Below are 17,551 nucleotides of genomic sequence, written 5' to 3' on the forward strand. Positions count from 1 at the left end.
CAGATCAGGAGCTGCGGTCGCGCCGGCCGACATAGGCGGGCGCGCGGGCTGCATGGGGTTTTGCCGGCGGAACATAGGTCGCGTTGGCATCGCTGGTGGAGGTGCGTGCGCCCAGCTCTATCCAGGCGTGCAGGTCGTTGATGTCGTAGAGAACGCGCCCGCCGACCTTCCGGTATTTTGGGCCGGTGCCGTAGGTCCGGTGCTTTTCGAGTGTGCGGACGCAGAGCCCGACGATGGGTGCTGCCTCCTTCGTGCGCAAATACTTTTGGGGCGCGTCCGCGGGACCCTTCGACATCGCTCGATCTCCATTCGGTTCTGCTGTCGTCCTGGCCTGCCGGGACGCGCGAAGTGGACCATGATCGAAATGAGGAAAGGCGAGGGAGGGCAAAGATTGGGGGGCGCGTTTTTGCTACCCCTTTGCTATCCCGAAGAAGGACTTCGGCGGCCGGACTTTTCGCTGCGGTTGTGGGGATAGAAGAGAAGATCGCGATAGCCGCCGGCGACTAAAAAAGCTGCACGGCGTAAGATAGCTCGGACCTTGTGGCGGAGATGATGATCACGCCAATCTCGCGGCACAATCGGCTCTTGCGAAAACAGCACCTCCGCGAGCTGACGATAGGTTGCACCCATGCGGTGACCATCATGTGCGCGCAAATTGAGGATATGCCTGGTCTTGGTCTGTTGCGGCAGCGCGCCGTAAGATGAACTTCCTGCCCGGCCGTTCAGTGCGCGCCAGAACCGGCGCGCTGCATCGAGCCGCGTCTCGAATGCAGCGTCGAGCGGCAGAAGGGTAGCGTTGAATTCACCGGCGCGGTCATCAGCGACGAGATGACTTTTCCCAATTAAGGTAGACCAAGTAATGTGAAGGCCTTCGTCCTGCGGCCAAACGCTGGCTCCGGCAAGGCTGGAAGGTCGAACTGTTTGATGGGATGTAGATACCCGCATGACCCGGAGCACGCGCGGCGAGGCCTGTTCCGTCCAGATGATATTGTCAGCTTTCGGAAGTCCGGCACCGGCAGTTTTGAAATCGCGCGCCCCAACGGGCGGCGAGATCGGGCTGACCGGCAGGTTCTCCAGAACCAGCGAGTTGCGATGCAAGCTGGCTGCACTCTGCCACGAATTCGTCATTCCGGATCAGATACTCGGCAGCGAATTCCGTAGCCTGGTAGCTGCACATGTGTGCATACGCCGCCGGATCGGTCCAATCGCCTTGCACTGTTCCTGTCCTCTCCGCGTACCCGGATGTGAGGCGTCGGCGTCAACATTCCCGGCGGATAAGGAAGTTGAATAGTTGGAGAGTCGACAAACCATTATGCCGACTCAGCAAAGTGGAGCGCCGGCCGCGTCAGTGCGGAGCGCCGCCAGCGAGAAGATATCGGTAGCCGCTGGTCGTTATCCATCGCGCGCGGGCAAGATGGGTTTCCCAGGACCGGAACGCTCGTTCCGGCTCCTGCTCCGGGTCTATATGCAAGACGATCCTGGCCACCTCTCGCCAATCGGCATCTTCCGCCGCCGCGTCAAGCAGGCGAATGTAGGTGAGCAGACGCTCCTCGTCATAGCCGGTCAGGACCGAGGCATCCGGCGCAATGTCGGCGACATCAGGATCGAGCAGCGGTTTAAGCATGGTATTTGACCGTTCATATTTCGATCGCGATCTCGAAGGAGCCGTCCTTTAGATCGAGCACCAATCATAGCGAATAGGAACGATCATTCCTAGAACGATAGTTCCCTTTCTGGTCCCTAATCCGCCATGAATCTCAAGGAGATCATGGCGGCCAACATGCGTCGTCTGCGCCATGACCAGAACGTGACGCAGGAGGAACTGGCCGCCCGCTCTGGACTGAGCATGCGTTACGTCGGATCGATCGAGCGCGCTCGGGTCTCGGCCAGCATCAGTGTTCTTGGGAGGATCGCAACTGCGCTGAATGTGGACCCATGCGAGTTGATCAGAAAATCGGCACCGTGAGTTGACGCGGGAAACACCTCGAATTTTCGATGATCGGCGAGGCGACATGCAGGAATGAAGTCTCCAGTCGCGAACACGACAGGTAGTCGCCCCGAAGTCCGACGGAGCTCGTTGCGCAGCGACTGCGCTCATCTTGTCGTGAAAAGGAGGACGGCCCCGCCCTGTTCGTCCGGGCGGAGCCTTGGTCGGGGCTTTACTCCGCGTTGCGGCGGCCGTTGGGGCGGGACCAGATGAGGCTGTAGTCTTCGCCTTGCTCATCGTTGAAGAGGTTGGCGTAGATCGGAGCGGTGAAGCTCGGATCGTCCAGCTTCAGGCCGAGAAAGTCGCGGCCCTCATTGGAGCGCTTGGACCAGGCGGCGCCGATCTCGACCCGCCCGACGAAGACACGGTGACTGGGGGCGTTGTCGCCAGAGCGGTTGGCCTCGGGGACGATGCGGACGTTCTTGGCCTGGAGCGAGAGGGTGACGATTTCGCCGGTGAACTCGTTGTTGCCGGTCCTCTTGAAGCTTCCGATTATCGCCATGAGTTTTCTCCTTGAACTCTGTTTCGAGCCCGCACCATTGCGGCCTCGATAGCGATCGGCGGGCCGGAGGCGATCGACGCCGCATCGCTTGCGACCGCAGCGCCAGCGGAGGATGGCAGCCAAGTGACTTTGTTGTTTCGCGAGGAATGACGGCGCAGCCGGCAGGGGAAGAAAGTCGATCGGCGCCATTGCGGCTTAGGCGATCGAGGCGCAGCCGACCTTCGGCCAGATCAGCCCATTAAAGAGGCCGTTTGGAGCGGCCCACCAGATAGAGACATCAACGGAGAACCTGGCGATACCGTCGCTGGCGAAATCCCGGCTACGACGATCACCGGCGTCGATGCTCCTCTGTACAGGCATCGCGAAGTCGCAAGCTGTTGTCGGAAACGCGCATAAGACACGCACGTGACGGTTCAAGTCACGGCTGACGTGCACCACCGGATATGCGCTATCTTTGGAGCGAGACGGCACGCCGTTGTGGATTCGAACTGTGCGTCGCGCGATGCCGTGTCAGCGACGATCCTAACAATGCGATGGCCGAAAAAAGCATCCTGCCCACGCCGGTTGTTCGGTGAGTTCGCCTAGATCCAGGCCCTGTTCGGTTGAACGGGCGTCGTTATTCGCAGCTGTGATGCCAGCTGCGACGCAGCTGAACGTTGACGGCAAGCGTGACGGCGTCGCGCGCCTTTGCTAGGGCGCGGACTTGAGTACGCAAAAAGACGGGCGGCGCAGGAAGCCGGAGATCGGGCATCCCGGGCCAAGCACTCCAGCGAGCTGCAAATACAGTACCCGCTGCCCGATCGCGGCCGTATCGCACAATCGAAAAAAGGGTAGGGGCGGGCAGCGCTTACGTGCCGCCTCCCTTGGGGCGGAAGTCGAGGACTGGGATACCGAGCTTCTTTGCCTTGTCTGCAAGATTGTCCTGAATTCCGGTCCCGGGAAAGACGATGACGCCTATCGGCAGCGCCTCCAGCATTGCATCATTGCGCTTGAACGGGGCGGCTTTGGCATGCTTTGTCCATTCAGGGGCAAAGCCGATTTGGGGTACCTTGCGATGGTCTGCCCAACAGGAGGCGATCTTTTCGCCACCCTTCGGCGATTTCCCGTGCATCAATACCATGTCGGGATGCCTGGCGTGGACCTGGTCGAGCTTGGCCCAGATCAGCTGGTGGTCATTGAAGTCGAGCCCAGCGGTGAAGGCGATTTTCGGGCCAGGTGGCAGAAGGACTTCCTGCGAGGCGCGTTTCTTGGCGCTGAGAAAATCGCGGCTGTCGATCAGCGCAGAGGTCATGTTGCGATGGTTGACTATCGATCCGCTGCGCGGTCGCCAACTCGATCCGGTGTGGCGCTCGTAGTGCTCCGCGGCCTGATCACGCATCAGTTCGAAGGCGCTTTGGCGTTCGATCAGCGTCTGCCCTTCGGCCGTCAGGCGTTCCAGCTCGACGGATTTCACTTCGCTGCCGTCCTGCTCACGCTGGCTGCGGCGCTGCGCCTGCTCGTTGTGATCGAGTTCGCGCTCGATCCGATCTGCGGCGCGGTGAAAGATGTTGACGGTCGACCACAGAAGATCGTCGAGATCGGGCTCGAGGCGAGTGTCTTGCAGTGCCACGATGAGGGCGTCGAAGATGTCGGCGATCGCGCCGGCGACGCAGTGGCCCTCTGGAAGCGGTCGAGGATCAGGCTCATCCACGAAGGGACGGTAGCCATAGAGCTGGAGTTCGGTGAGGACGTGGTCGATGGGTGAAGACGAGTGCTGTGGTTCGTAGTCGTCATGCTCGCTCATTGGATGCTCCGCCGGTTGGACCGCGACCCTCGCGGCCTTCATGGCGACGGAAGCCGGCGGACGGGACGGACCTGCACCCGCAGCGAAGCGAAGGGCCGGAGTGTCAGCGGAGGAGGGTGGAGGCCGGCTATTTTGCTTCGCGATGGAAAGCGCTCCCTTGGGGAGCGCGCCGGAAAATAGTCGGCCGGAGACATTGCGGGGCCGAGTCGTTTGCTGGCCGATCGCCCTCTCGAAGGCCCGCAGGCGCGGTTCTCTCCGACTTCAGGAGCATCCAAGTGATGATAGCGACAGCGGACAGGCTGTTCGTTCCGAGTTATCCCGCCACTGCCATGAAACGGGCGATGTCCTGCGGGGCGAGCTGAACACGGACTGCTGCTCGAACGGCATCCAAGCCTAGCGTACAGAGATCTTCGTTGAGGTCCCCAAGTGCCGGCGAGAGCACGACCGGCTCGATCCCGGCAGCATTCGCTCTTTCGATCAAGGTGTCACGCGCGCCGTTACCGGCTGGATCGGCGTCGCGCACGATGTAGAGCCGTCTCAGTGTGAGGGGGAACAGCATGGCAGCAAGATGGGCGGCCGAGAGTGCCGCTGCCATGGCCATATCGGGCAGGATGCACCGAAGCGACAAGACGGTCTCGATGCCTTCGCCGCCCGCCATGACGTCGCCCGGTAGGCCAAAGCGAACCGCGTGACCGAGAAGATCGCCCATCGCGCGCCTCGGCGTACTGACCGGTGCCTTGCCCCTGCCGGAAGGATCAAGCCATGTGCGATGTACGCCAGTCAAATGGCCGTCGAGATCGGTAACGGAAGCGATCATCGCCGGCCAGGTCTCAGTCGGCGCTTGTTCGTCGGGCCGGTAGTAGCAGCGCGGGTGAAAACGCAGGCTTCCGGTCCCGTGCAAAGCGGCAATACTGCGGTTGTGCAGATACGCCTCTACGACCGTACCCGCAATCGGCTGCGACATCGCAAACAGCCGACGCGCTTTCTCCGACATTTCCGACGGCGCGGCCAGCAACTTCGACCGCATTGATGTCTGCTCCGGTCCGGGATGCGGTAGGCCGAGAAACGTTATTGCCTCATGGGCAACGTCCCTGAAGTCGCTCAAACCGCGGCTTTCGCGGATGATATCGAGAAGATCGCCATGCTCCCCGGTCGCCGCGTCAGTCCATTTGCCGGCTGCGCCCTTTCCGCTCTGCGAGCCGACGAGCCGCACGAACATAGAGCGACCCGGCGTGTTTCGGACATCGCCAACAAGCCAGTAGCGTCCCTCGCGATGTCCGTTCGAAAGATAGTGGCGACAAACCGCTTCGGCCTGTCGGCCCAGGCGGTGGGCCAGTTCGGACGCGTCGCGTCGGGGCATCATGCATCCTCCCGCGAGTCGATGCGCTGATAGCGCTCCAGCACCTTGCCCAGAATTGCGGGTTCGGGCGCCTGTGGCTCAGTGGGACTGGCCGACCCTGCGCGAATCTCGACGGCAAGGCGCTCGATGCAACCACTGGTCGTCTTGCGCACGAGGAGGTGCGAGTGGGTCGTCACTTCGGCTACGAGGTCAGGTAGGTCCTCGATCCAGATGTCAGCCTTGACGCGGACCTGGGACATGGAGAACTCCACGTTCTTGAAGGCAATGTCTCGCGAGGACAGAAGGGTAATTTTCTGAGGGGTAGTCGCCATCGGGATGTACTCCGAGACGGGCAGTCGAGAGCCTCTCTCTCGACCTTCAAACTCGTCATGGAGATCCCGGCACTCCTCGTCCTCTTGTGCTTGGCAGCCAACCGAGGTTGTTGAGGGGTAGCAACTCAGTGACGGCGTTCCTGTTTACAAACGCGGCTGCAACATACAAACGTGCAGCAGTAGCGATTAAGGACCACAGCGCGGCGATGAACGACGAGCGGGCCGGTCGCCCCATTGGAAGTATCTGCGTTCTTCATCACGCCTTCGGCGCTGTGGCGTGCGACACCGAGGGCATGCGGCTGAGTTCGAGAGCGAACAGAGCGCTTTTTGCGACGGGAAATCGATTTGGACGTGGTTGGTCATCACGGGCGGCTTGCCGCTAATCGTCGCCAGCAATGACGCTGCCAGCCAAGAAGCGAAGGAGGTACTCCGCTGCCCTGCTCGCCTGAACGCGGCGCGGCGCGCGCGGGCGTTGCGACGCAATAGGCCCTGCCGGCCGTATCGATACTGAAACGATGGTCGGATCCCTTTAGGAGTGTGTCTGGCCGGACTGGAAGCAGAGGCCAGCCATAGACTTGTTGCGCAACCACTCCGATTGACAGGTCGAAGGCGCCTCTTCGCCGCAGCACCTCCGGCGGGCGGTTTTCGCAGCCGGTTTTTTGAAGAAGAGTTCTCCGGCAGGACCGTGTCCAGAACGGCGAGACAGGACGGAGTGCTCAACGAGGTCGGCGAACAGCTCAGACCTAAGAACTGCTGAGGACTTCTTATGAAAATCCCCGACCAATTCGACGAGACCACACCACTGCGCGTCGAAATCGCTGCGCGAGTTGCCTTTCCCGACGGCTCGATGAGCGCAGCAGGCCTACGCAAGGAACGTGACGCCGGTCGACTTGAAACGGAGCTAATCGCCGGAAAGGAATACGTCAGCTTGATGGCAATCGCGAGGATGAGGGAACTATGCCGCGGACTTCGAAAGGGCCACGCCTGGTATGGCGTGACGAAAGCTGGAAAAAAGATGGAACGCGCCGAAACAAAGCTGGATGGTTTATCCGCGATGGAACCAGCTTCATCAGCGCTGGCGGCGGCGAAAAAGGCCGTCCAGGAACTGAAGCTGAAAAGGCGCTCGCCGCCTACATTGGAAGCAAATACCACCGAGCGCGGGGAGCCGAGGACGTCTTAATTGCCGATGTGGTCAACCTCTACCTTAAAGAGGTTGCACCGAAGCACGCGACACCAGAAGAGACGGCGGCTCGGCTGGATAAGGTCCTTGATTACTTCGGGGAAAAAACTCTCGCCGCCATCAATGGCAAACTCTGCCGCGAGTACGTTGCGTCGCGCCCCACCGAAGCCGCGGCGCGCCGCCAACTCGAGGATCTTCGTGCCGCCATCAACTACTACCGCAAGGAGGGTTATACAACCGCCGCACCGGTCATCACCCTGCCAGACAGGGCCGCCGCCCGCGAACGCTGGTTGACCCGCAGTGAGGCGGCCGCACTGATCTGGGCAGCTTGGCGAATGAAGCAGACATGGAAGGGCCAAGAGAGTGGCCGGCGCACTGGGCGACATCTCGCGCGCTTCATCCTCGTCGCACTTTATACAGGAACGCGCTCGGCCGCAATCTGCGGTGCCGCCATACGCCCAACGAAAGGGCGCGGTCATGTGGACCTAGACCGCGGTATCTTCTATCGCGGTGCCACCGGCGCAAGGAAGACCAAGAAGCGCCAACCCCCTGTACCGTTGCCCGAGCGGCTGCTGGCGCACCTCCGGCGCTGGGCGCGCACTGATCTTCACCTCGAGACCAAATCGCGCGGCAAAAGTGCGAACATCGGTCGCAAGATATCGCAGGATTTTGTCGTGGAATGGAATGGAAAGCCGGTGCAGTCGATAGACAAGAGCTTCAAGACGGCGCGCGAAATCGCCGGCCTAGGGCCCGACGTTACTCCGCATGTGTTCCGCCACACCGCGGCGACTTGGATGATGCAGGCCGGCACCGATCTGTGGCAGGCTGCGGGCTTTCTTGGCATTACAGTGGATGTCCTGATCGAAACTTACGGCCATCATCATCCTAATTTCTTGGCAGACGCCGCCGAGAAGATCACGAAGAAGCCGGTTTTCTCCAAGTCGCCGCAAACCGTTCCGAGTATAACTCAAATCACAAGACACGAACGCGGTGTGCTCATCCCACAGGTTTCCCACAGAAACGGCGAAAGGAAACGCGACCAGTCGTGAGCGAACGTGGCGAAGGAGCCCAGGAACAATAACGACTTGCTGGTAAATCCACATCGTTCGGGACGATGGGATCGCACGTTCAAAACTGCCATCCGCACCCCGCTCAAAGGTCTACTCCGGCTCCCCAGGGCGCGTGCTCGCAGCCGTGCCTTGGATCGGTTTGCCGGGTCCCGAAAGCGACATTGAATCTGGGAGGATTAGAGGCAAAGATCGTGATGCCTGGCTTGACGGAGGCTTGTCTTCGAGGCCAATGAATACGCGCCTGGCCAAATCTCAAAACAGCAGCAAACGGCGCACTAGCCGCAAGCCCGGCGCACCGCTTCTGAGTGAAACTGTCAATCGGCAAGACCTTGGCGATGCCAACCATGTCGTTGTCCATCATCATTGCCGGGATCGGTTGCTCCGGGCCGCAAGACCACCAAAAAATGGCATGGTCTCGTAGGCGGGACGTATCGGCGTTTCTGGCGCGGACCTCAACCAGGAGGTCGCAATCTTTTACCATCACAAAAGCCCCATCTGAGTCGGTCAGTGGTCTATCTCTGGCCTGCTACCCCGCGACGATCAAGACTGTGCTTTCCGGCGACCAATGCAGCACGACATCCTGACCTTCCGCCAGCCTGCCAGCGCCGGTGTTCTGCACAATCACCTTGAGCGTCTGGCCAGCACGCTCGACAAAGTAGGTGCTGCTATTTCCGGCGAAGATGCGCTTCGATACCTGGCCTCGCAGCAGATTCGCGTTGGCCGCATCCGGAGCCTCGGCATCGGTGAAGATGCGGATGCGTTCGGGCCGCACGGCGCAGCTTGCCTTGGCCCCAGCGGCAAGCTTGGCACCCGCGCCGGCGGCAATCGCTGTGCCGTCCGGCAGTCGGATGCCGTTGCCCGTGCTGTCGCCGCGAAGGATGTTGGCGTCGCCCAGGAAAGTGGCGGCAAACTCGCTCTTCGGCCGATCGTAGATCTCCTCGGGCGAGCCTTCCTGCACCAGCTTGCCATCGCGCAGAATGCCGATGCGGTCGCTCATCGTCAGCGCTTCTTCCTGGTCGTGGGTGACGAAGATGGTGGTGATGCCGATCTCGCGCTGGATGCGCTTGAGCTCGATCTGCATGTCGACCCGCAGCGCCTTGTCCAACGCTCCGAGCGGCTCGTCGAGCAACAACACGCGCGGCCGGATGACGATCGCGCGAGCGAGCGCAACCCGTTGGCGCTGGCCGCCGGACAGCTGATGCGGCCGGCGGCCGCCGAGCCTGCCGAGTTGCACAAGGTCGAGTGCGCGCTGTACCTCGCTGGCAATCACCGCCTTGGGCTCGCCGCGCACCGACAGGCCAAAGGCGACATTGCCAGCAACGCTCATATTGGGAAACAGGGCGTAGTTCTGGAACACCATGCCGATGCGCCGCTTCTCCACCGGCACCCGCTCGACACTTTCGCCGCCTATGGAGATGCGGCCAGAGTCGGGAAAGTCGAAGCCGGCGATCTGGCGCAGCAGCGTGGTCTTGCCGCTGCCGGAGGGACCGAGCAGGGCGTAGAAGCCGCCGTCGGCGAAATCGATAGACACATCGTCCAGCGCCTTGTGGGCACCGAAAGCGCGCGACACGTTCGCTACTTGGACGCCAGCCATTATTTCTCTCCGCCGAATTTGAAGAAGCGCGCTGTCAGCAGCATCAGCGCCATCGACACGACAATGATGATCGTCGAGACCGCATTGATCTCGGGCGTGAAACCCTTGCGGATCGCGGCGTAGATTTCGACCGGCAGCGTCGTCTGGCCCGGCGTCGACAAGAAGTAGGATACGACGAACTGGTCGAAGGACACGGCGAAGGCGAACAGCCCCCCGGCAATGACGCCCGGCATGATCCAGGGCAGCGTGACGCGGTTCGTCAACTGCCATTGATTGGCGCCGAGCGAGCGCGCCGCCTCTTCCAGCTCGTGCGCGAAGGTCTGCAGTCGGGCCGACACGACGACAATGACGTAGGGAAGCGCAAGCGCGACATGGCCAAGCAGGATGGCGAACAGGCCGCGCCCAATGCCCACGCCGAAGAAGAAGATCAACATCGCTGTGCCGGTTATCAGCCACGGAATGGCGATTGGCGGAAACAGCAGCGCCTGGAGGAATTTCTTGCCGCGAAACTCATAGCGGTAGAGCGCAAGTGACGCCGCCGAGCCAAGCACGACGCAGATGATGGTAGTGATGACTGCGATTTCGACACTGTTCCAGGTGGCTGAGATAAGCTGGTCGTTCTGCCACAGCGAGACATACCATTCCGCCGTCCATTCGAACGGCAGCTGGTAGAAGGGCGAAACGTTGAAAGACATTAGCGCCATGATGATGATTGGCACATAGAGGAAGGCGAGCAATAGCCAGATGTAAAGGCGGCCGAGCCATTCGAGAACACGTGTCGTCGCCATCACGTAGCCCTCCGCAGCACCGGCGAGGCAACCGCCAGGATGACCAGCACGACGGCCAACAGGATAAAGGAGAGCGCAGCACCCAGCGGCCAGTTGAACACGGCGACGAACTGGTCCTCGATGACAGTGCCGTAAAAGGTGCCGGTACGGCCGCCGAGGATGCGCGGTTCCATGAACGAACCAACAACCGGGACGAAGACGAGCGCTGCGCCCGCCACCAGCCCCGGCATCGACAGCGGAATGATGACTCGATTCAGCACCTGCAGCCGCGAGGCGCCGAGCGAGCGCCCGGCTTCGATTAGCGAGTCATCGATGGCCTGCAGGGTCAGATAGCAGGTCAGCACCATGTAAGGCACGTAGGAGTGCACCAGCCCGATGATTACGGCCGGATAGGAATACATTAGGTCGATGTTGATCTTGAACGGCAGGACGGCGTTGAGCGCAGTGTCGAGAATGCCGCCTTCACGCAACACCATCGCCCAGGAGAAGATACGCACCAGCCCGTTCGACCAGAACGGCAGGATGACGAGCAGGAAAATCGCCTCTCGGGTGCGGCCTTTCAGCACCTTGGCCAGCACATAAGCGGCGGGATAACCGATGACGATGCACCACAGCGTCACCTCGAGGCCGAGGCGCAGCGAGGCCAAAAGCAATGTCAGATAAAGGCTTTGTGAAAAGAAGGCGGCATAGTTTTCGAGCGTGAACGCCCACGGCTTTCCCGACAGCGGCAGGTCGGTCATGAAGGAGAAGAAGACCATGGCTGAGAGCGGCAGGAAGATCGCAACCGTCAGCCAGAGATAGGCAGGCGCCAGCAGTGGCAAGGCCGATCTCAATCCGCTGCGCGACGCGGCCGCAACCTGTGCTGCCATGACATCCACCTCCCAGGATGGGGAAGCATCAGCCGACATGGATGGTCGGCTGATCCCGGCTTCTGCTGTTACTTCACGTCGACCTTGAGCTGCTGCCAGAGCGACAGATAGGTTTCGCGCTGGGCGTCTGTGATCGGCGCCTGGAACTGAATGCGCTTGGCGACTGCCGGGTCACCCATCACCTTGCGGTTGAACGCATCCCCGGGAAGTGCTTCTACAGCCTTGGTGTTGGCGGATACCGGGGCTCCGACCTTGGTGACCCATTCGACATAGAACTTCGGGTCGATCATGTAGTTGATGAAGGCCTCGGCGCCGGCGACATTCTTGGAACCGACCGGAATTGAGAAGGCGTCGAGCCAGGCGACAGCGCCCTCCTGCGGGATCACGAGCGAGACCGGCAGCTTGAAATGGGTCTTGGCGCGATCGGCCGAGCCGCTCCAATAGGTGCCGATGTCGATCTGGTTAGAGGCAGCCATCTGGTTCCAGTCGTTCTCCGAGCTCCAGAACGTCTTGATCTGCGGCATCAGCGAGGTGAGCTTCGCCTTGACCGCCTCGATATCCTTGATGTCGTTGATGTTCTGGCCGGTGGCAATGGCGCCGAACTGAACCGCCTCGACGGCATCATCACGGATGGTGACGCGGCCCTTGTGAGCGGGATCCCACATTTCGGCGATGCTCGTCGGCGGCTTATCGAAGGATTTTTCATTGATGGCGAGCGCCGTCAGCCCCCAGACCCACGGCACGCCATAGACCTTGCCGTCATGGACGAGCATCGGCGATCCGGCCTTGTCCTTGCTGATGTCGGGAAAGTTCGGCAGCTTGGACGTGTCGATCGGCTGGATCAGCTTTTCCGCCATCGCCTGGTCGTTGAAAGCGGCGTTGATCATGACCACATCGTAAAGGCCGGGATTGGTCCTGAGCTTGGTCAGCATCTCCTGTTCGGAATTGAAAAAATCGTTGACGACCTTGTGGCCGGTCGCCTTCTCGAAGGCTTCGATGGCCCACGGCTCGTCGGCGCCGTAGCCCTTCCAGTTGAGTACGTGCACCTCGTCGGCCTTGGCGGCAAATGCGAGTGCGGAGGTGAAGACGGCGGTCGCCGTCAGCAGGGCAGTCAAGTCGGGCATGCGCATGTTCGTTCCTCTCTGTGTTTGCCCGCTTCCCGGGCTTTGTCAGGCTGTCGGGCGTTTGGCCTCTTGCTTCCGGCCATGGAGGCCGATCGGCGGACCGCCGGCATGGCTTAGGAATGTCTGGATTTCGTGGTCGGTCGGCGCTGATGAACCACCGTGGCGGGTGACGGAAATGGCCGCCGCCGCATTGGCGTAGCGCGCTGCTTCAAAAGGCGGCGCGCCGCGCGCCAGCGCACTGACGAAAGCGCCGATATGGGTGTCGCCGGCGCCATTGGTGTCGATGGCGTCGACCTCGAAGCCGGCACTCGTTTGCGCCGAGCCATCGGCCAGCCGTATGTGGCAGCCTTTCGCTCCGGCGCGAATAACGACGCCGACGGCCTTCGGGGAGTGGTCGCTAAGAAGCCGTGACGCGAGTGCCTCGACGTCGCCCGGACCGGCAATCGCGGCCGCTTCCATCCTGTTGCAGCTCAACCAGGTGGTGCGGGCGAGTATCCGAGGCAGGATAGGGCGGGGAATGTCGACGACGACAGGTGTCGGGTCGAGGACAAGCGGTGTGTCGGCCGGAAGTGCCTCGATCCAGTCGACAAGCGCGTCTCGGCTTCCCGGATAGCTAAGCGTATAGCCGGAGGTGAACACCCAATCCCCCGGGGCGACCGAGACGGGCGCCATCATGTCAAGGCTGAGCAAGCTCTCCGCACCAGGCCACGAGACGAAGGTGCGCTCGGCATCGCTGCTGATCATGGCGACGCAATTGCCGCTGTCCATGACGGGCGATGGCGTCGTCAGCGTCTCGATCCCCTCATTGGCTAAGGCCGTGCGCAGGAAGTCGCCATTGGGTCCGCTGCCGAGCTGGCCGCCGAACACCACCTTCATGCCGGTGCGGCTGGCCGCGACCATCATGTTGAAGCCGCCGCCGGCGACTTGCGTGTAGCTCGACGCCGTCTTCTCCGTACCCGGCGCCGGCAAGGCGTCGATGCGGTAGACATAGTCGACCACCGCGCTGCCGACATGGACGAGACGCCCACTCATGCCGCCGCATCCTTGCCGGGACCCGTCCTGTCGGCACGGCGCTTGGATATACGGGCCGCAACAAGGTCGGCGGTGAGCGCGCCAACCGCCGCAATGTCGATGCCCTTGAGGTCTGCAATGCGGTTCTGAGGCAGTCGGGAAAAGCCGGTGCAGGCGCCGGCCATGCCGGTCGCGATGGCGCCGATCGTATCGGTGTCGCCACCGAGATTGGCGCTGATGACCGCCGCTTGCCAGGGATCACCGCCGGCGACTTCCAGCACGGCGAATGCAGCCGGAACGGACTCCTGACTGGCGACGCCGGTGCCGACCAGATCGGTGATCAGCCGGATCGCGTCCTTCGTCGCCTTGCCGCGCACAAGCTCCTGCGCCCACCCAATGCGCGCAGCAATGTCACCGCCGGTCACCCAATGGCCGAGCGATGCTCCGCACCTCGCCGCGGCGATGGCGCTGTCGGAAGCGGCGCGCCAGTCGCCGCCTGCGACGCCGCGGCTGACGGCCGCCGCAACGGCGGCTGCGGCCGCAATGGCAACCGAGGTGTTGTGCGTGGCCCGGCAGGTCTCGGCAACTTTGGCGACCAGCGCGTCCAGCGGCTCTGGCGGCATCATGATGCCGACCGGCGCAATGCGCATGGCCGCACCATTTGTGTCGCCGCTGCGCCCCGCTTCCTCGGCCGGCACGCCATTGTTGATGGCGTCGATGGCGCGTTTGGTCGATGGTCCCAGCAGATCGTAGCTGCCGCGCGCTTTGACGTCGCGCTCCCAGTCGAGCAGCGCGTTGACCCACCGCGCATGATCGAAGCGGTTACCGGATTCGACCAGGATACGGCCAAGCAGAAGCGCCTGTTCGGTGTCGTCGGTGATCGTTCCAGCGGGAAGCCCCTTCGACACCGGATGGTCGGCGAAAGGAGCAATGAAGCCCTCTACATGGGCGTAGAGTTCGGCAATCCGGGCCGGCGACAAAAGCTGCGTCGGCATGCCCAGCGCATCCCCCAGTGCCCCGCCGACAAGCGCCCCCATGGCCCGATCAGTCATATTCCCGGTGTTGTCGTCCGGCATCACTCAGAACCTCATATGCAGCGCAAAATGCGCCGGGTTGAGCAGGCTGGTCACATATTCGATCGGCCGGTCATCGGCGGCGCGGGTCAACCGGCGACCGCGAAGAAACGGCGTGCCTTGCGGGCAACCGAGGATTGCAGAGTCCTCGGCGTTGAGCATTTCGATGCCGACCCATTCCTCGCCATGGTCGGGAATGAGGCCCGCGCCGCGCAGCGTCTGGTGCAGCGAGCCTTCGCGCAGGCCGCGCAACGGCACGTCCTCCAGTTCCGGCGACAATGGCAGGCGGCTGCGCTCGATGGAGATGGCGTGCCCGTCGCTGGCATTGGTGCGCACCCGGTCGACAGCGATGAAAAACGGGTTTTCTATACCAAGCAGTGCGGCAAGACCGGGGTCCTCGATCACCTCGAGCCGCAGCGTCCGCGTCTCGGCGTTGGCGCCGGCGTTGGCGAGCGCCCGCGACCAACCGATGGAGTCATCAACGGGCTTGCCATCGAAGGTGACGAAAGAGCCGATGCCGACTTTGGTCGTGATCAGCCCGCGGTTGGACAGTTCCTCGAGGCCTTTGCGGACGGTGTTGCGGCTGACGGAGAAACGCTGGACGAGCTTGTTCTCGCTTTGCAGCCGGTCGCCGAAGCCGAGAACACCGGAGCGGATTTCATGTTCGAGAACGGTGGCGATCTGTTCGGGCTTGCCCGTGCCGGGAGACAGTTGAACCGAGCGCCGCTTCATATGGGTACCTGTTCAGTGATCCTGTATAATCCTGTTCATATCACGGCAGGCTTGTCAACGAGTGCCGCATGGAGCAGTTCGTGATCCCGAGTCCGGTTCAACAGGACGGCATAAGGAGCGTCAGCCTAGCGCCGCCGCAGCCGAGACGCGGGATCGACCGCTCCCGTCGAGGGGCATCGTTTAGCAGGAGCTCGCGACCAAGGTGAATTCCAGGATCGCAGTCGGATGGGGGGAAAGGATGCCACACAACGCACTAGATACGGCGCACGACGGCCGCCTCGCCATCGTTGATCTCGCGGTCGCCGCCTGGCGAGGCCGTCAAACTACTCCTCTCGAGTGAGGTGAATTACGAGGCGAAATTACCAGCCCGGACCCGCGAGAGGCAGGCGTGTCTTTCGAGAGTTGGAAAATTTTACAAGTTTCGTCGGTCTGCTGCATTCTTCTTAAACATGGCCAAGACAAGCCGCTTGCCTTCGCGCACACTGTCTTCGAGCGGCTTCGCCTTCGCCAGATGCGCCGCAATCGCGCTAGCCAGCATGCAACCCGTCCCGCGCATTGATGCGACAAGACGAGGTGCGTCGAAGCGAATTGGTTCTTGATCGGAACGCAACAGAATATCGGTTGATCGAGGTCCTGATGCGTGGCCCCCTTTGATCAGCAGGCCCGGCACGCCGGCTGCCAGCAATTTCCGTCCCAGTCTCACCGCGTCGCTCTCGTCGGCTGGCGGTTCCGCACCAACAAGGAGCGCCAGCTCGAGGAGATTGGGGGTCACAAGGCAGCAAAGCGGCATCAGGTCGCGCCTCATGGCAGCGATGGCACCTGCTTCCAGAAGCCCCCGGCCGGAGCTCGAGGCCAGCACCGGATCGAGCACTGCCGGCACCTGCGGATTTTCGCGCAGCACGCCGGCAATGGCAACGACGATCTCGGCCGTTGCGAGCATGCCGATCTTAATTGCCGCCACCTTGTTGGCCTGCAGCGCGGCGCACATCTGATCGGCCACAAGATCGGGCTTCGAAGGATGGATTTCCATTACGGCTTCGTGCGTCTGCACCGTCAGCGCTGTGACAGCCAGGCAGGTGCGCATACCAATGGAAGAGATCGTCTCGATATCACGTGCAATTCCAGCCCCACCGCTGGAGTCTGATCCGCCAACCACGAGCACACGCGGTTCTCGCCTCAGCGCCATGGCTTTGTCTTTTCGATCCATTCTCGCGTGCGCGCTTCGGGATCGGCATTCAACGTGATGTCGGTGACCACCGCCGCGCTGTCCGCACCAGCCTCGAAGACACCGTCGAGCCGGTCGGGGTTGAGGCCGCCGATGGAGACCAATGGGATCGGCGCCACCCGATGCTTCCACTCGCTGATCCGCTCGAGCCCTTGCGGCGCCCATTTCATCTGCTTCAGGATGGTGGGATAGATGGGGCCGAGCGCGATATAGTCGGGCTCGGCAGCGATGGCCGTTTCCAGTTCGAGATGATCGTGCGTGCTGAGCCCGAGCTTCAATCCGGCGTACTTAATCGCCAGCAGGTCAGCCGCAGCCAAATCCTCTTGGCCGAGATGGACGAAGTCGCAGCCTTCCTCAATGGCGAGCCGCCAATAGTCGTTGACGATCAGTTGGCAACCATGGACCGCGCAGACGCCGTTCGCGCGGCGGATTTCCGTCCGCAGCGTGGCCTCGTCCCTATCCTTGATGCGCAACTGAACCAGCTTGACGCCAAGTGGCACCAGCCGTTCGATCCAGGCGGCGCTGTCGACGATCAGGTAGAAGGGATCGAGCTTCATGAGAAAACCGCCCTGCCGAATGTTGGTGTCGATGGCACCGCGACGTCGCGGGGTTCGAGCATCCCCGAGCTGAAAGCTTCTCGACCGGCGTCGACCGCCTTGCCGAACGCACGCGCCATGCCGACCGGATCGGCCGCCTTGGCGACCGCTGTGTTCAGGAGCACGGCATCAAAGCCGAACTCCATGACTGTTGCCGCGTGCGATGGCCGTCCGAGACCAGCATCCACGATCAGCGGGACATCAGGGAAATGTCCGCGCATCGAGCGCAGCGCCGTGATGTTGACCGGCCCGAGGGCGGAACCGATCGGTGCGCACCAGGGCATCAAGACCTTGCAGCCCGCCGCAAGCAGCCGCTCGGCGACGACAAGGTCGTCGGTAGTATACG

Annotated in this window: 20 protein-coding genes; 2 read left to right on the forward strand and 18 right to left on the reverse strand. The window is 62.0% G+C overall.

Features of this window, described 5'->3' with window-relative positions:
* Positions 1-4 precede the first annotated feature (4 nt).
* The 4 genes from NKI41_RS19935 to NKI41_RS19950 form a co-directional block, all read right to left on the reverse strand.
* Positions 5-295, reverse strand: coding sequence for a helix-turn-helix transcriptional regulator (locus NKI41_RS19935; RefSeq protein ID WP_352502580.1), 291 nt, complete (start codon positions 293-295; stop codon positions 5-7).
* A gap of 125 nt (positions 296-420) precedes the next feature.
* A complete protein-coding gene (locus NKI41_RS19940; RefSeq protein WP_352684705.1) occupies positions 421-945 on the reverse strand; it encodes a DUF2285 domain-containing protein in 525 nt (174 codons plus the stop codon).
* Between the two features lie 46 nt (positions 946-991).
* Positions 992-1,177, reverse strand: coding sequence for a transcriptional regulator domain-containing protein (locus NKI41_RS19945; protein WP_352452199.1), 186 nt, complete (start codon positions 1,175-1,177; stop codon positions 992-994).
* Between the two features lie 168 nt (positions 1,178-1,345).
* Positions 1,346-1,624 carry a DNA -binding domain-containing protein gene (locus tag NKI41_RS19950; RefSeq protein ID WP_352470545.1) on the reverse strand — a complete coding sequence of 93 codons (279 nt, stop codon included), beginning with the start codon at positions 1,622-1,624 and terminating at the stop codon, positions 1,346-1,348.
* Between the two features lie 126 nt (positions 1,625-1,750).
* Between NKI41_RS19950 and NKI41_RS19955 the strand changes: the two genes are divergently transcribed.
* Positions 1,751-1,966 carry a helix-turn-helix domain-containing protein gene (locus tag NKI41_RS19955; RefSeq protein WP_023674290.1) on the forward strand — a complete coding sequence of 72 codons (216 nt, stop codon included), beginning with the start codon at positions 1,751-1,753 and terminating at the stop codon, positions 1,964-1,966.
* 193 nt (positions 1,967-2,159) lie between these two features.
* On the opposite strand, the gene NKI41_RS19960 is transcribed toward NKI41_RS19955, so the two are convergent.
* From NKI41_RS19960 to NKI41_RS19975, 4 genes are all read right to left on the reverse strand, one after another.
* Entirely contained in the window at positions 2,160-2,489 is a 330-nt protein-coding gene (locus NKI41_RS19960) for a DUF736 domain-containing protein (RefSeq protein WP_352470544.1), read from the reverse strand.
* Positions 2,490-3,336: 847 nt separating this feature from the next.
* Positions 3,337-4,272, reverse strand: a complete 936-nt coding sequence (locus tag NKI41_RS19965; RefSeq protein ID WP_352470543.1) for an SLOG family protein — start codon at positions 4,270-4,272, stop codon at positions 3,337-3,339.
* 313 nt (positions 4,273-4,585) lie between these two features.
* Entirely contained in the window at positions 4,586-5,632 is a 1,047-nt protein-coding gene (locus NKI41_RS19970) for a DUF7146 domain-containing protein (protein WP_352612732.1), read from the reverse strand.
* Positions 5,632-5,943 (reverse strand): hypothetical protein, encoded by a 312-nt coding sequence (locus NKI41_RS19975; protein WP_352502583.1) that lies wholly within the window; start codon positions 5,941-5,943, stop codon positions 5,632-5,634. The genes NKI41_RS19970 and NKI41_RS19975 overlap by 1 nt, the downstream gene beginning before the upstream one ends.
* Before the next feature lie 957 nt (positions 5,944-6,900).
* On the opposite strand from NKI41_RS19975, the gene NKI41_RS19980 reads away from it, so the two are divergent.
* Positions 6,901-8,172 carry a tyrosine-type recombinase/integrase gene (locus NKI41_RS19980; RefSeq protein ID WP_352684692.1) on the forward strand — a complete coding sequence of 424 codons (1,272 nt, stop codon included), beginning with the start codon at positions 6,901-6,903 and terminating at the stop codon, positions 8,170-8,172.
* A 547-nt stretch (positions 8,173-8,719) separates the two neighbouring features.
* On the opposite strand, the gene NKI41_RS19985 is transcribed toward NKI41_RS19980, so the two are convergent.
* The 10 genes from NKI41_RS19985 to NKI41_RS20030 all read right to left on the reverse strand — a co-directional run.
* Positions 8,720-9,787, reverse strand: a complete 1,068-nt coding sequence (locus tag NKI41_RS19985) for an ABC transporter ATP-binding protein (RefSeq protein WP_352502585.1) — start codon at positions 9,785-9,787, stop codon at positions 8,720-8,722.
* Complete coding sequence (locus NKI41_RS19990; protein ID WP_352470538.1) at positions 9,787-10,575, reverse strand: ABC transporter permease; 789 nt, start codon at positions 10,573-10,575, stop codon at positions 9,787-9,789. The genes NKI41_RS19985 and NKI41_RS19990 overlap by 1 nt, the downstream gene beginning before the upstream one ends.
* Complete coding sequence (locus tag NKI41_RS19995) at positions 10,575-11,444, reverse strand: ABC transporter permease (RefSeq protein ID WP_352470537.1); 870 nt, start codon at positions 11,442-11,444, stop codon at positions 10,575-10,577. The genes NKI41_RS19990 and NKI41_RS19995 overlap by 1 nt, the downstream gene beginning before the upstream one ends.
* A gap of 68 nt (positions 11,445-11,512) precedes the next feature.
* Positions 11,513-12,574, reverse strand: coding sequence for an ABC transporter substrate-binding protein (locus tag NKI41_RS20000; RefSeq protein WP_352470536.1), 1,062 nt, complete (start codon positions 12,572-12,574; stop codon positions 11,513-11,515).
* Positions 12,575-12,613: 39 nt separating this feature from the next.
* A complete protein-coding gene (locus tag NKI41_RS20005; protein ID WP_352502586.1) occupies positions 12,614-13,600 on the reverse strand; it encodes a PfkB family carbohydrate kinase in 987 nt (328 codons plus the stop codon).
* The gene (locus NKI41_RS20010) at positions 13,597-14,631 is read right to left on the reverse strand and encodes an ADP-ribosylglycohydrolase family protein (RefSeq protein WP_352684695.1); all 1,035 of its coding nucleotides are present in this window, start codon (positions 14,629-14,631) and stop codon (positions 13,597-13,599) included. Before NKI41_RS20010 ends, NKI41_RS20005 begins: the two co-directional genes overlap by 4 nt.
* A 27-nt stretch (positions 14,632-14,658) precedes the next feature.
* Positions 14,659-15,384 carry a GntR family transcriptional regulator gene (locus NKI41_RS20015; protein ID WP_023679209.1) on the reverse strand — a complete coding sequence of 242 codons (726 nt, stop codon included), beginning with the start codon at positions 15,382-15,384 and terminating at the stop codon, positions 14,659-14,661.
* Positions 15,385-15,796: 412 nt separating this feature from the next.
* Positions 15,797-16,570 (reverse strand): hydroxymethylpyrimidine/phosphomethylpyrimidine kinase, encoded by a 774-nt coding sequence (locus tag NKI41_RS20020; RefSeq protein ID WP_352684707.1) that lies wholly within the window; start codon positions 16,568-16,570, stop codon positions 15,797-15,799.
* Positions 16,561-17,166: a thiamine phosphate synthase gene (locus NKI41_RS20025; RefSeq protein WP_352470532.1), complete on the reverse strand. Its 606-nt coding sequence runs from the start codon at positions 17,164-17,166 to the stop codon at positions 16,561-16,563. Before NKI41_RS20025 ends, NKI41_RS20020 begins: the two co-directional genes overlap by 10 nt.
* On the reverse strand, positions 17,163-17,551 hold a 389-nt coding region (locus tag NKI41_RS20030; RefSeq protein ID WP_502901222.1), incomplete at its 5' end, for a beta/alpha barrel domain-containing protein. The genes NKI41_RS20030 and NKI41_RS20025, both read right to left, overlap by 4 nt.

Source organism: Mesorhizobium sp. M0601 (assembly GCF_040320845.1).
Classification (GTDB): Bacteria; Pseudomonadota; Alphaproteobacteria; order Rhizobiales; family Rhizobiaceae; genus Mesorhizobium.

What these genes read in the sequence shown, in the direction of transcription:
- NKI41_RS20015 (WP_023679209.1), bottom strand. Translation starts at nt 15,384, where the DNA reads ATGAAGCGGCGCTCGGTTCAACTGTCTCCCGGCACGGGCAAGCCCGAA.
- NKI41_RS19995 (WP_352470537.1), bottom strand. Translation starts at nt 11,444, where the DNA reads ATGGCAGCACAGGTTGCGGCCGCGTCGCGCAGCGGATTGAGATCGGCC.
- NKI41_RS19970 (WP_352612732.1), bottom strand. Translation starts at nt 5,632, where the DNA reads ATGCCCCGACGCGACGCGTCCGAACTGGCCCACCGCCTGGGCCGACAG.
- NKI41_RS20000 (WP_352470536.1), bottom strand. Translation starts at nt 12,574, where the DNA reads ATGCGCATGCCCGACTTGACTGCCCTGCTGACGGCGACCGCCGTCTTC.
- NKI41_RS19935 (WP_352502580.1), bottom strand. Translation starts at nt 295, where the DNA reads ATGTCGAAGGGTCCCGCGGACGCGCCCCAAAAGTATTTGCGCACGAAG.
- NKI41_RS19990 (WP_352470538.1), bottom strand. Translation starts at nt 10,575, where the DNA reads ATGGCGACGACACGTGTTCTCGAATGGCTCGGCCGCCTTTACATCTGG.
- NKI41_RS19980 (WP_352684692.1), top strand. Translation starts at nt 6,901, where the DNA reads ATGCCGCGGACTTCGAAAGGGCCACGCCTGGTATGGCGTGACGAAAGC.
- NKI41_RS20010 (WP_352684695.1), bottom strand. Translation starts at nt 14,631, where the DNA reads ATGACTGATCGGGCCATGGGGGCGCTTGTCGGCGGGGCACTGGGGGAT.
- NKI41_RS19950 (WP_352470545.1), bottom strand. Translation starts at nt 1,624, where the DNA reads ATGCTTAAACCGCTGCTCGATCCTGATGTCGCCGACATTGCGCCGGAT.
- NKI41_RS19955 (WP_023674290.1), top strand. Translation starts at nt 1,751, where the DNA reads ATGAATCTCAAGGAGATCATGGCGGCCAACATGCGTCGTCTGCGCCAT.
- NKI41_RS19975 (WP_352502583.1), bottom strand. Translation starts at nt 5,943, where the DNA reads ATGGCGACTACCCCTCAGAAAATTACCCTTCTGTCCTCGCGAGACATT.
- NKI41_RS19940 (WP_352684705.1), bottom strand. Translation starts at nt 945, where the DNA reads ATGCGGGTATCTACATCCCATCAAACAGTTCGACCTTCCAGCCTTGCC.
- NKI41_RS19985 (WP_352502585.1), bottom strand. Translation starts at nt 9,787, where the DNA reads ATGGCTGGCGTCCAAGTAGCGAACGTGTCGCGCGCTTTCGGTGCCCAC.
- NKI41_RS20025 (WP_352470532.1), bottom strand. Translation starts at nt 17,166, where the DNA reads ATGAAGCTCGATCCCTTCTACCTGATCGTCGACAGCGCCGCCTGGATC.
- NKI41_RS19965 (WP_352470543.1), bottom strand. Translation starts at nt 4,272, where the DNA reads ATGAGCGAGCATGACGACTACGAACCACAGCACTCGTCTTCACCCATC.
- NKI41_RS19960 (WP_352470544.1), bottom strand. Translation starts at nt 2,489, where the DNA reads ATGGCGATAATCGGAAGCTTCAAGAGGACCGGCAACAACGAGTTCACC.
- NKI41_RS20005 (WP_352502586.1), bottom strand. Translation starts at nt 13,600, where the DNA reads ATGAGTGGGCGTCTCGTCCATGTCGGCAGCGCGGTGGTCGACTATGTC.
- NKI41_RS20020 (WP_352684707.1), bottom strand. Translation starts at nt 16,570, where the DNA reads ATGGCGCTGAGGCGAGAACCGCGTGTGCTCGTGGTTGGCGGATCAGAC.
- NKI41_RS19945 (WP_352452199.1), bottom strand. Translation starts at nt 1,177, where the DNA reads ATGTGCAGCTACCAGGCTACGGAATTCGCTGCCGAGTATCTGATCCGG.